The sequence below is a fragment of the Leptolyngbya sp. AN10 genome (genome assembly GCF_050565645.1).
In the GTDB taxonomy this organism is placed as follows: Bacteria; Cyanobacteriota; Cyanobacteriia; order Leptolyngbyales; family Leptolyngbyaceae; genus Leptolyngbya.
Map to the genome: position 1 here is coordinate 1 of NZ_JBNXVP010000083.1, position 12,562 is coordinate 12,562.

The following is a 12,562-nucleotide window of genomic DNA, read 5'->3' on the forward strand; positions in this document are numbered from 1 at the left end:
AAGAGCTTACCGCTTGAAAGACTGCCCTTCGGCTTCGCTCAGGGCGCGATCTCTAGCTGACTGAGCGAAGCCGAAGACAGCGGGTAATTTGTTTTCGATAAATCTCCTTAGCCCAGTTTAGTGGGCTTCCCTGATTAGCCCGGAGATTCATTTCCGGGCGGGTGAATGCGATCAACGATTACTCCTCAAACACCCTCTAAGACCAGAGAAGATTCATTAAGCTGCAAGAAATCCAGCGATCGCAGAAGCAATCAAGGAAGTAAATGCAGTTCCAAACAACCACCAAGCCGCACCTGCCGCCATTTTCTGAGTAGCGATCGCTTGTTTTTGAGCTTGCTCTTTGATTTGATTTAACCGTCGCTGTGTTTCTTGTTGAACATATTCTGCTTGTCCAATCACACCTTCTCTGGCGGATTCAATCTGATCAATGATGCGATTTGCTTGTGCTTCCGAAATGTTCGGATTCGAGCTAATCAACGCCACCAAAGTTCCACGATCGACTTGACCCAATCTTGCTCTCAATGCTTCCGCTCCAGCCTGCGGATCATTAAACAGCTTGGTAAAGTCATTCTTGATGCCTTCATAGCTCAACTCAGGTCGATCGAGCGAATCCAAGTAAGTGCGAATTTGATTTTGAATGTTCGCAGTGATGGATTGTAGTCGCTGTTGAAGCTGTTGAGCTTGTTCAGCAATGCGATCGCGAACTGACAGAATTTGATCCACAGTCTGAGTCGCTTCTGCTTCAGAAATGTCCTCGCGCTGTGACAGTAAAGCAATCAAGGATTCTCGATCGATTTTAGAAAGTCGATCGCCTAAACTGCTGACTCCTGCACTTGGATTGTTGAGTAACAGTTGCAGATCTCGCTTGATGCCTTCTGGATTGAGTTCCTCTTTGTTGGTGCTTCTCAGATAGTTCTCTAAGCTAGATTCAAAGTTCAGAGCTTGCTTCTGAAGTCGGCTTGCAGCGCGACGGGGTGCTTTTGCAATATTGCTGATTGCGGTTTGCACTTGATCGATCGCTTGGTTCACCTGTGTTTCAGTTAAATCGCCCCGCTGACTGAGCAATTTGACTAACGTTTCTCGATCGAACTGTGAAAGTCTTCGTCCTAATGCAGATGCGCCTTGCTTTGGATCATAAAGCAGCGTGGTTAACTCTTTTTGAATTGCATCCGGATCGAGTTCTTCGAGATTGGTTCGACGGAGATAATCCGCGATCGCTTGAGTTGTATCTTCGTATTGTTGTTTTGCACGATCGACAAGTTCACGAGGCGCGTTCAGAATGCTCGATCGAATCGATTCAATCTGATTCAGAATTTGATTAATTTGCTCCTCGCTCAAATCATTGCGCTGTTTCAGCAATTGAACTAAAGTATCTCGATCGAACTGCGATAAGCGCGATTGTAGTGCGGATAATCCAGCTTGCGGATCATCGAATAACAAACGGATTTCACGCTCGATCGCGTCTGGATTCAATTCTTCGCGATTGGTATTTCGCAGATAGTCTTCGACGCGCTGGCGTAGCTCCGTTGTACGAGTTTGAGCTTGATCGCGCAAGGTTTGAATCGATTGCAACGCTTGTTCGCGTACACCGCTGATTTGATTGGCAAATTCAGACACTTCTTCGGTGCTGAAATCACTGCGCTGTTGCAGTAAGTTTTGCAGCGAAGATTGATCCAAACTGTTGAGATAGCTTTGCAGGGTTTCTAAGTCTGTCTCCGGATCATCGAGCAATCGCTGAATTTCTTGTTTCAAGTCACCCAGCTTGGATTTATCGCTCGATCGTAAATAGGTTTCAATCTGTCCCTGCATTGATTCGCGCTGTTCCGCTGCTTCAGATTTCCGAACAATCTCTAGCACTTCACTACGAACCGTTTCCATGATCTGAGCCGATTCCCGAATCAAGCCCTCACTGAGATCGCCGCGCTGTGTCAATAAGTTTGTGAAGTAGCCTGAATCCATGTCTTCAAGCTGCCAGCGAACTTCGGATGGGTTCGCTTGCGGATCATAGACAATTTCGCGGAACTCTTGCGGCAGTGAAAACCGATTGAAGTACCAAGGAAGCGCTCCTAAAACAAACGATTCCACATCTGCTTTAATCACATTGCGTCGAGGTGTTGAAGCTTTAGGCTGAGCTTCTTTTCCTTGAGGAGAGACTTGCGCGACCAGTTTTTGAAGCTGTCCTGAAACCTTTTCGACATCAAGATCCGACAAATCAACTCGACCTTGAACTGCTGCAAGAAGCGAACCCAAACCGACCTCTAAAGCCATATTCGTTAAAGAGGACTGGGATTTCTCGCGGTTCGTATCAACCAGTGCTGAAAGCCGATCGTACAAGTCACCGGATTTCAACTCATCGGGAGTCGCGGTTTTCACAAATTCCGTAAGCTGACCAGAGACAGACGAACCGCTTGCAATGTTCTTTACAGTTGACTGCAATCGATCGACTAATTGATTCACTTCATCTTTGGATAAATCAGTACGATCGCCAATCAATTGAACGATCGTGTCTCGGTTCAGATTCTTCAGTAAATCACTGTTTGCAACATCAGACAAATCGACGCTATTCAGGATGTTTTCAAACTGTTTGCCCACTGCATCAACATCAATCTTAGGCAATGGCAAACTCGCGATCGAGCTAGTCAACGTTTCCCGAATCGCATCTGGATTAATTCCCGAAGTTAACTCCTGACGAACTACCGATGCAATTTCTTCCGCTGTTGCAACCGTTTGTTGGCGAGCGACATTTGCCCCGATCATCGAAGTTGCCGCCCCCATCATTCCCTGAAGTCCAGAGGTTGCACTGCTAATAAATGAGCCTAACAATGACCCGATCGCACTAGAGCCAAACCAAACAATCAGCGTGAAATAAGTAGACCAAATCACCACACCGACGATCGCACCAAGCACCGCACCCCCAACTAAACTCAGCTTGACAGCCAAAAAAGTCGCGATGAACAGCGAAATCGACACACCGATTAATGCAAACAGTCCTAACTTTGTTTCAATGCTGCGAACCGCTTCACCAAAGCTATCGGAATCATCTTTTGGCGCTCCTGGAGTGGCGGCAAATGCAACCGCCAGATTTGTAAACAGAAATTGAAAAGCAAACGCCATCACCAATCCAGCAAACAATGCCAGAAGAAACTGCGGAATCGAAAACAGAAAAGATTCCTCGATCGCCACAATCCCAGGCTCTACCGAAACCTGGGAAATCAACAGGGTTTTGAAACTTTCAAGCATAATATCTTCTTAAGAAATAGTTGGTTAAATACCGCCGACCTCAATTGATCGGCGGTGCAAAATCTAGCGGTGTCCAAACCACTTCGATGCGATCGCGCCTAATGCAGCCCCAACCATCGGATTGCTCAAGAATTTCAACAATGCAGGCTGATCTGCCAACACTTCTTGAAACACATCAGGATGGTTGTGATACGCGAAGCCTGCCAGCTTACTCACATCATCTGCACTCATCCGATTAGGATTGTGAGTCGAAAGACCAAGCTGTTTTTCCAAATCTCGATCGCTGAGTCCGCGCTTTTTCAAATGGCTAAAGAACTCACGCGCCACATCATCCCGCTCATTTGGTTTAATTTGTGCGATCGCGTGTTGCAGTTCTGGCTCCATTTGATTGGTGGGAACTTGATCCGGATGGAAAGACCGTTTGAACAATTGATGCCGCTCATCCCGACTGGTTCTCTGAGCAAAGTCATCAAAGCTTTGATAGCTCTGAGTTGAATCGACATCTTCTAATTGTTCTTTGTTGCCGGATGCTAAATCTTGCATCACTTGGCGTTTGTAAGCATCACTACTCGACATAATTTTTCTCCTAGTTCAAATCCCTGTTTACTCTTAGCCTGCTTGATACTGAATTTGTTTGGACTGCTCATCATATTTGGCAGTCAAGATCAACTGCTTATCCGGTGCGTAGACTAAAACGGTTAAATCTTGGTTGGGAAAGTTTTTATGAAAACCTTGAGCCAGCGATCGAGCTAAGTTCCTCACTTCGGTCGGTCGAACCTGCGACGAAATCACAACACCAAGCTTATTGTTATCGCGCACATACGCATCTTTGACTAATCCTTTACTAGCACTGACGACCCAGTTGCCAAAATCTTGTCCAACAGCAGAGTTGCCACGTTCTAACTGTGCATAATCGCTTGTGGGCGCGATCGGTGCTTTTGCGGTTGCAGGACCTCCACAAGCGGTTGTAACCGTGAGCAGCAGAATGAGCGCGATCGTAGCGAAAATCCTACGCCCTTGTTGAAAAAAGCTCACATGAACCTCCTTTACTTCTAAAGTATTTGAAGTGCTTTTACTTAAGAGTAAAGATCTTGATCTCTAACGATTCACCACTCTTTAGAGTGAACAATCAAGGCATCTGAGAAGCCACAAGATAGACACTAGACAGATGATCCTTTAATTACCCGTTCCTACGCTAGAGATCAATACAATTGTTTCGACAATTTATCTACATAAAAAACTGGAATTTTCTTATGAACTCGCTAAAGTTAAACGCTGAGGAATGTTCGTCTTTCGGTCAATTGGTTTTGCAGTATCTAGACAAAAATCCAGAAACAAATATGAGTCAACTTGCCAGGGAGGTTGGCATCTCACGGGCGGGCTTAGGCTGGATTTGTCGCAAAGAAAGCAATCCCGATGAAGAAACTGCGCTCAAGGTGGCTCGATCGATTGGGGCGAACTTTACCGAGGTGTCGCGATTAGTCCACGAAAACAAGCTAGAGAAATTGGCACAACGCAATCGATTAATCTATGCCACAAAATTTAGTCGAGAGTCGTATCAAACGACGATTCCACTAGAAGATGCGATCGCGGGGTTAGATGCTCTTTTCCAAGCCTTCCATACGGTCACTCAAAGCATTCCAGTGCTTGAAAAACCAACGGATTTTCAAATATACAAGCAAGCTTATGAAATCATCAAACGAGAGTTTTTAAGCCGAAAAATCCCCCGAAAATTACACGAACCGCAAAAAGAAACGAGTCAACCCTAAAGGCTCGATCTTAGGCAAGTTAGGAACCTGGCACATCTGGAATTTCCTTTAGTCTGCGTGTCTCTCTAAATAGAAGAATCACTCCGGGGATAGTGTTCCATTCACTTCACCTGAAATATCCCCGATTCAGGCTAAAGAGAGACTATGTTGAGACGATTTCGACGATGGGTTAGACAGTTCTTTACTCGAACTCGATCAATCAACAAGCAACCGCTTAATCCGGTGAGCTTGATTGTGATCATTTTGATCGATATTTTTATCTTAGTGAATGTCTTTACGGGACTGAATGACATTAGTAACTGGGCACTCAGTCCAAATGATGCCTATCCTTGCTATCAACAATGGCGCACGTATCGCGAAAACGCATCTCCAGATAAAAATATTCAACAAATCGAAAGCGCTCTGCGTGAGGAGTATCCGGTTTCTAGCTATCCATCAACTGCACCTCCCGCCCGCAACTTTCAAGAACGGTTCCAACAAGTAGGTCAAGGGCGACTTGGAACCGTTTCCTCAACCTGTATAGCGTTCGGAGCAACAAAAGATAAGATTGATACGCCAGCCAATCAGACTGTTTTGAAATCGATCGACCAAAAGCAAAATGCGATCGGCAATCTAGAGAACTCGAATCGCAACATCCGCGCTCAATACGATTCCACTTTGCTCGAAAAGATTGCAGGACAGAACCGCGATCAATCAATCAATGCAGTCGGGGCAGAAAAAGCCAAAGCTCAACTCGATAGCAACAATCAGAAGATTGCTCAGCTTAAATCAGAGATTGACAAGCTAGAGGCAGATTTACTTGCAAAACCTGAAAGTGCTGAACTATTCAAGTTTCTCGCCAACAATGATGCGTTTAACGAAGTTGAAAGAGGCTACAAGAGCGCTTCGTTCTGGTATCCCAGCATTCAACTTTCTCTACAAGCCTTGTTCCTAGTGCCTCTACTCATTGGATCTGGACTGATTTATCGATTTGCAGAGCGAAGACGCTATGGATTGGTCGCGCTAATTAGTTGGCACTTGTTGATCATCTTCTTCATTCCGCTCATTCTGAAGATCTTTGAATTTCTACAAGTCGGTGCGCTGTTCCGGTTCCTATTCGACATCATTAGCACCCTGTTTGGCGGACTCGTCTTTTTGGTGAGCTATGCGTACATTCTGATTGTTCCGATCGCTGGTTTTGTCCTGATCAAAGTCTTCCAAAAAATCAATGTCAGAAGTAAAGCTTCGCCTTCGAGTTTGGTACAGCAGTCTCGCTGTCTAAACTGCACTCGAACACTCAAGAACAATGAAAATTACTGTCCGCACTGTGGTCATCATCAGCATCTAGAGTGCCACAACTGTCATCAACCGACCTACAAACAGTTACCTTACTGTCGGAACTGTGGAGCAGAGCAAGATTTAACTCGATCGTAAGTCATTTTCTCGATCGATCTGTATGATGATGTACTACCCAAATTTCCCCGAATGAAAGTAATGTTCAAAAAGACGATTCTTCCTGCACTAGCTTTAGCTGGAATCTGTGCATTTCCCACGTTATCTGAGGCGCGTCGTCCAGTCTCCCGCCCCAAACCCGCACAACAAACGCGCAATGTTCCCGGTCAGTTCGATTACTATGTGATGGCTCTATCCTGGTCGCCTGATTACTGCGCCACCAAAGGACAGAATGATACTCAACAGTGCAGCAGAGGTCGGCAATTAGGCTTTGTCCTACATGGATTGTGGCCCCAATACGATCGAGGTTATCCCCAAGATTGCACCACCGAAGCGTTCAACCCAAAAATGCAGCAACAGTTCCCCGGTCTCTATCCGAGTTCCAAACTGTTCAAGCACGAATGGGAGAAACATGGCACTTGTACGGGACTAACGCAGCTTCAGTATCATCAGTTGTCAAAAGACCTGAAAGAGAGCGTCAAAATTCCCGATCGATATGTTCGCCCGACTCAACCGTTCCGAGCGACGCTGAGCCAATTCAAGCAAGATTTCGTTAAAGCGAATCCTGGATTTACTGAAACGAGTGTTGCACCAAGCTGCTCAGGCTCAGGACGATTCTTGCAGGAAACTTTGGTGTGCTACTCGAAAGATGGCAAACCGGGAACCTGTAGCGAAGAAGTTCTGCGTCGATCTCAAAGAAGTTGTGGTCAAGCGAATTTCCTTGTCCGAAGCGTCCGATAACGAATCAGGGGAGCGTTCAATCTCCCCTACTAAATTTCATTCACCTGAGCGCAAATTTCTCGCTACCGTAGAGAGAGTGAGTTTCAAGCGATAATATGCAACGCTCTGAACGGAATTCTTCATTTACGGTCTTTCTACAAGTCGCCACGCTTGTTTCAATTTTTGCTGCGATCGTCATTAATGCGCTTTCTAATGCGTTTCCGGTCGGAGGACTGAATATAGGTGCGATCGCGAATACGATTCTCGGTGGTGTCTTAATCACGCCACAGAATTATGCCTTTGCAATCTGGGGTGTCATTTACATCGGTCTAATTGGCTTTGGAATCTACCAATTCCTACCCTCCCAGCGTTTCAATTCGCATTTACTAAAATTACGCGCTCCGATCATTTGGGCATCTGTTTTTCAGATCGTTTGGGTTTATCTCTTCCAGTTTCGGCAATTCTGGCTATCTGTTCTCTTCATGTTCGGAATTCTTTTGAATCTGGTTGCCGCTTATATCTGGTCAAGATTTCCAAAGAATCGTGTTTCTCGTGAAGAAAAGTGGTTGGCTCGAATTCCAATTGGTATTTATCTCGGTTGGATTAGTGTGGCATCGATCGTGAATGTTGCCTCTGCACTTTACGCTTCTGGCTGGAATGGCTTTGGAATTAGTCCAGTGATTTGGACAGTGTTAATGATCCTAATCGCAGCAGTGATTTCAGCAATAATCGCCATTCGATACGGAGATATTGCGTTTACAGGTGTAATTGTCTGGGCATTTGTTGCGATCGCAGTTCGTCAATTCGCTCAAATCCCGATTCTAATTGCAGCAATCGGAAGCTCGATCGTGCTTGTCCTCCTGCTGATTTTCCGAAATCGCCCCCGTGGTGCATGACGAGCATTATTTCGCCTTGATTAAATTGCATTAGAGTTGCAATTCTCAAAATGGCGTTTGATTACTCGATCGATTTCACCCAAATCAATTTCAGAGAGCATCCAGAACTCTATCGCGTCGGAAAAGGCGAACAAGGTGTCCTGTTAGTCGAACCCTACAAAAGCGAAATCCTGCCACACTGGAGATTCAAAACGCCTGAGATTGCGCGAGTTTCCGCCGATAAGATCTATCAGCTTTTCCAAGAGTACAAAGCGCAAGGTGATTTTGTTGGGATGGACATGACGCAGAAATTTTTGCAGATGGGATATACGCGATCGCGCCGTTATGCAAATCACAAATCCGGTCGCAAATACGCCACCGATAAAACCGTTTTGCCTCGCGAAGAAGATCCAATCAAAGCCGAATCCGCCAAGATTTTTTATGAGAAATGGCAACAAGCGAAACTCGATCCTGAATACATTGCACACTTAAACGCGCATCGCACACGCTACGAAGATGTGAAATAGTAAGAGTGTTCATGACTGCGCTCTATTATGTCTAATCATTTGCTGCTGTTGGAAAATCCTGGAATCTTGTGGCAACGCACGATCGAGCAAACTCAATCCGCTCTTTCCTGCGGCGCACTGCTCTCCATTCCCACCAGCCAAACCTTCATCGAGCAAGCAGGTGCTAAGTTTCTCGTCCGCATTGTCACAAATTTAATTCGCAAAGAAGCCTCTGATTTGAAACAAAAACAAGAAGAGATCACTACAGGAAAACCGATCGATCCATTTCTACCTTACGATCGCGATCTTTTCGTCGTTGACATTTCCGACACTCACGTATGTTTACTGAATAAATTTAATGTTGTCGAAAATCATCTCTTAATCATCACTCGTGCATTTGAAGAGCAAGAAGCCTTATTAACCCTAAGTGATTTCACTGCGATGTGGGCATGTCTATCCGAAGTGGATGGCTTAGCATTCTACAACGGTGGTTCAGTCGCAGGTGCAAGTCAACGTCACAAACACTTACAACTCGTTCCCTTTCCGTTTATTAAAGACGGTGATCGTTTACCGATCGATCCGCTAATTCACGCTGTAGATTCCTCTGATATCACAGTCATTCCCGATTTTCCCTTCGTTCACGCCTTTAAAAAGCTAGAAAATATCACTACTCCTGAACAGCTTTTAATCTGTTATTCAGAGCTATTAGAAACGGTTGGAATTGATCCTCATCAATTGATACAAACTGCTCCGTATAACTTTATAGCAACACGAGAATGGATGATGGTTGTACCGCGATCGCAAGCCGAATATCGAGCGATCGCAGTGAATTCTCTCGCTTTTGCAGGAGCGCTTCTAGTCCGAAATACCGAGCAGCTTGAAACTTTAAAACAATTACGTCCTCTGAATTTTTTAAAGAACGTTGCGATCGCACTCTAATCGATGCAAGCTGATCATAATTGGAGAATAGCCTCCAAGAGAATTCCTATGAAACACGATCACTTCATTGTTCCACCGAACCAAAAAATTAAGCTAAAAGACTACGATCCAGCTTACACAAACGGCTTAAAAGACAAAATTGCTGCTCAAGAAAAGCTCCAAGAAGGTGTCCAGAAACTTGCTAAATACCAAGACATTCTTTACGCCCATGATTCTTATTCACTGCTAATTCTATTTCAAGCGATGGATGCGGCTGGAAAAGACAGCACAATCAAGCACGTAATGTCTGGAGTCAATCCTCAAGGCTGTCAAGTGTTTAGCTTCAAATCGCCTTCTTCTGAAGATTTAGATCACGATTATTTATGGCGATCGCATAAAGCTTTACCCGAACGCGGACGAATCGGAATCTTCAACCGTTCCTACTACGAAGAAGTGCTGGTCGTGCGAGTTCATCCTGAATTACTCGCAAAACAAAAGCTGCCTTCTGAAACACATGGCAAAGACATTTGGAAGAAAAGATTCAAACAGATTAATGACTTTGAGGAATACTTATCTGATAACGGAACAATGATTCTCAAATTCTTTCTCAATGTCTCAAAAGAGCAGCAGAAAAAACGATTTCTCGATCGTATTGATCAGCCCGATAAGAATTGGAAATTCTCCGCTTCAGATGCAAAAGAGCGTCAACACTGGGAGGAATACATGGACGCTTACGAAGATATGTTCAGTAATACCAGCACCGAACACGCACCCTGGTACATTATTCCAGCCGATCACAAATGGTTTACTCGTTTAGTTGTCTCTGACATTATCGTCAGCAAGCTCAAATCGATGAACTTAGCCTATCCCGAAGTCAGCGAACAACACCGTTTAGAACTGCTTGAAGTCAAGAAAATGCTAGAAAGCGAATCGAAATAACAATAATCAGGGGCAATCCAAATTCAATTTCATGAATCTGCATTGCCCCTGATTTGATTTATACGATCACGCCGTTTCGGTTAGGCTTCTTCTTTTTCTGCCTTTGCCGCAGCCCGTTCAATCTTATGGCTAAACGTGATCAGTGCCTTGCCCAGGGTGTGGACTGGACCTTTCACACCGCGTCCCGCTTCATCGCCGATCGCATTCGTCTGCTCACCCAATTTAGCGAGCGCTTCTACGACCTGGCTTGCTTCGGTCTTCTTGCCCTTCAGTAGTTTCTTCAACTCTTTCAGGGATGCGGACAATTCCTTGATATTGTCCTCTTTGTGACCTTTGAGAAAATCCACCCATTCATCGATCGAATCGATCGCTTCTTCGGGTTCAACCTCAGTAGCATCACTGTGTAGAATTTCCGTCAAAGATTCAATATCAGGAGCATTATCTACATCGTTTTCAACTGCTGCTGAATCTGATTTTTTTGCCGTTTTTTGTTCCTTTTCAGCCTCAGAAGAATGGGCTTCTTTTTGTGTAGTTTTCTCGTCTTTAGTTGCCATGATCCTTGTTCCTTCTACATTCCAGCGAAGTTATATAAACAAAAATAAAGTTGATTAGAATCATTTCCCTCTGCCAAAAGAAGCGACCTAGATCACACTTTGGATAGAGTACAATCACATTCAAAATATGACGCGGATCACAGCCTAAAACTGACTAAAATGCCCTCTACAGAAAGGCTTAAGATTTTGCGTATTTCTGCCGAATTCATACCAGGATAAACTCGATCAGTACCGTATAACGACGATGGTTTTAGAAAGCCTCTCTACAGAAAATAGGCTCATCGCTGATGTGAACTTTGACCTACTGGTAGATGATGGCAACTCAATCTTCTTTACGCTCTCGCGGGATGGAACTTCTGGTTTCGTATCACCAAAATCCCTCGGTGAGACTCCGCAATCAATTGGTACAGATGAATGCTGGCTTGGTTCGTAAAATCGCTCACCGGGTGAGTCATCAATGTGCAGAACCTTATGAAGACCTTGAACAAATCGGATATCTCGGCTTGATTCGTGCGATCGAACGATTCAACCCAAATCAAGGTTGTGCGTTTAGCTCGTTCGCAGTGCCGTACATTCGAGGTGAGATGCTCCACTTCTTACGCGATCGTGCTGGAACCGTCAAAATCCCCCGCCGCTGGCAGCAATTGAACAAAGAAGGGCAACGTGTCCGCGAACAACTCATGGAAGCCTTCGGTCGCCAGCCAAGCGATGAAGAGATTGCAGATGTCCTGAAGGTATCAGTCAATGAGTGGCGCGAAAGCAAACTTGCAGCAAAAAACCGTTTACCGTTGAGCCTAGATGCGACCGTGTGCCAGCAATTGGATTCGCCGATGACTTTGGGCGACACGCTACCGGATGCTCGCTATCAAGCTTTACAAGTACTAGAAGAAGATCGCCAACAACTGCAACGAGCACTGAATCAGCTTGAAGACAAAACTCGACAAGCGATCGAATATGTTTTTCTGCATGACCTATCTCGCAAAGAAGTCGCTGAACAGATCGGAGTCAGTCCAATGACTGTGACCCGTCGAATTCATCGTGGCATTCAACAAATGGTTGGATTACTTCATCCTCAAGTGATGCAGAGCGATCCCTAAGCTCCATTCATCATTTTCCATCTATCTATCAAGTCGCCGGGTTGAGATAATCAATTCGGCGTTTCTTGTTTAACGTGAGTTCGGGTTAAGCAGGAAGCAGGAGATTGTGGTCGATTGCAATTGAGGGCTTCTTTGGCTGGTGGCAATAGGCAATCAATCCGCCCAAGATATTGACAAAGCAATTGACCGGAGAACGATGGCGCGAATGCTCGATTTGCGAGATGTTCTTTAGCTGGTCGATGATGGATTCGATAATCGAACGCTTGCGAAGCAACAAACGGTCGTTGAGCGGCATTAAGCGCTGTTTCATGTTGCGCTTCAGCTTTGTGATGAGTTGGATGCCTGCGGTTTTGAGCAGTTGTTTGGCTAACTTCTGAGAGACATCGCCTGAAATGAACCCTCAAAACTAGACCAGGTACTCCGAATTTTTAGCAGCATTTACTTGTTCATCAGTATACTGCTTCCTTCATTTGTTTTCAGGTTTGTCTTACTGTTTCTCTTCCTGCTCACGCT

At 45.0% G+C, this 12,562-nt stretch carries 12 protein-coding genes and 1 pseudogene; 8 read left to right on the top strand and 5 right to left on the bottom strand.

Going from position 1 to position 12,562, the window contains the following annotated elements:
- Positions 1-216: 216 nt before the first annotated feature.
- From ACQ4M5_RS41110 to ACQ4M5_RS41120, 3 genes are all read right to left on the bottom strand, one after another.
- Positions 217-3,240, bottom strand: a complete 3,024-nt coding sequence (locus tag ACQ4M5_RS41110) for an MFS transporter (protein ID WP_430681579.1) — start codon at positions 3,238-3,240, stop codon at positions 217-219.
- 63 nt (positions 3,241-3,303) lie between these two features.
- Positions 3,304-3,816 (bottom strand): hypothetical protein, encoded by a 513-nt coding sequence (locus ACQ4M5_RS41115; protein WP_430681580.1) that lies wholly within the window; start codon positions 3,814-3,816, stop codon positions 3,304-3,306.
- A gap of 33 nt (positions 3,817-3,849) precedes the next feature.
- Positions 3,850-4,275: a hypothetical protein gene (locus tag ACQ4M5_RS41120; RefSeq protein WP_430681581.1), complete on the bottom strand. Its 426-nt coding sequence runs from the start codon at positions 4,273-4,275 to the stop codon at positions 3,850-3,852.
- Positions 4,276-4,493: 218 nt separating this feature from the next.
- Here ACQ4M5_RS41120 and ACQ4M5_RS41125 point away from each other — a divergent pair, with 218 nt between their 5' ends.
- The 7 genes from ACQ4M5_RS41125 to ACQ4M5_RS41155 all read left to right on the top strand — a co-directional run bounded on the left by ACQ4M5_RS41125 (position 4,494) and on the right by ACQ4M5_RS41155 (position 10,398).
- Positions 4,494-5,009, top strand: a complete 516-nt coding sequence (locus tag ACQ4M5_RS41125) for a helix-turn-helix domain-containing protein (protein ID WP_430681582.1) — start codon at positions 4,494-4,496, stop codon at positions 5,007-5,009.
- A 144-nt stretch (positions 5,010-5,153) separates the two neighbouring features.
- Complete coding sequence (locus ACQ4M5_RS41130; RefSeq protein WP_430681583.1) at positions 5,154-6,422, top strand: hypothetical protein; 1,269 nt, start codon at positions 5,154-5,156, stop codon at positions 6,420-6,422.
- Positions 6,423-6,473: 51 nt separating this feature from the next.
- Entirely contained in the window at positions 6,474-7,181 is a 708-nt protein-coding gene (locus ACQ4M5_RS41135; RefSeq protein WP_430681584.1) for a ribonuclease T2 family protein, read from the top strand.
- A 95-nt stretch (positions 7,182-7,276) separates the two neighbouring features.
- Complete coding sequence (locus ACQ4M5_RS41140; protein WP_430681585.1) at positions 7,277-8,056, top strand: tryptophan-rich sensory protein; 780 nt, start codon at positions 7,277-7,279, stop codon at positions 8,054-8,056.
- 50 nt (positions 8,057-8,106) lie between these two features.
- Positions 8,107-8,562 carry a DUF4385 domain-containing protein gene (locus ACQ4M5_RS41145; protein WP_430681586.1) on the top strand — a complete coding sequence of 152 codons (456 nt, stop codon included), beginning with the start codon at positions 8,107-8,109 and terminating at the stop codon, positions 8,560-8,562.
- 27 nt (positions 8,563-8,589) lie between these two features.
- A complete protein-coding gene (locus ACQ4M5_RS41150; RefSeq protein ID WP_430681587.1) occupies positions 8,590-9,480 on the top strand; it encodes an ATP adenylyltransferase family protein in 891 nt (296 codons plus the stop codon).
- A gap of 48 nt (positions 9,481-9,528) precedes the next feature.
- The gene (locus tag ACQ4M5_RS41155) at positions 9,529-10,398 is read left to right on the top strand and encodes a polyphosphate kinase 2 family protein (RefSeq protein WP_430681588.1); all 870 of its coding nucleotides are present in this window, start codon (positions 9,529-9,531) and stop codon (positions 10,396-10,398) included.
- An 80-nt stretch (positions 10,399-10,478) separates the two neighbouring features.
- Here the strand turns inward: ACQ4M5_RS41155 and ACQ4M5_RS41160 are convergent, their stop codons facing one another.
- Positions 10,479-10,952 (bottom strand): hypothetical protein, encoded by a 474-nt coding sequence (locus tag ACQ4M5_RS41160; RefSeq protein ID WP_430681589.1) that lies wholly within the window; start codon positions 10,950-10,952, stop codon positions 10,479-10,481.
- Between the two features lie 314 nt (positions 10,953-11,266).
- Between ACQ4M5_RS41160 and ACQ4M5_RS41165 the strand changes: the two genes are divergently transcribed.
- Entirely contained in the window at positions 11,267-12,049 is a 783-nt protein-coding gene (locus ACQ4M5_RS41165) for an RNA polymerase sigma factor SigF (RefSeq protein WP_430681590.1), read from the top strand.
- An 85-nt stretch (positions 12,050-12,134) separates the two neighbouring features.
- Here the strand turns inward: ACQ4M5_RS41165 and ACQ4M5_RS41170 are convergent.
- A pseudogene (locus tag ACQ4M5_RS41170) lies at positions 12,135-12,437 on the bottom strand (transposase); the annotation flags it as partial.
- Between the last annotated feature and the right edge of the window lie 125 nt (positions 12,438-12,562).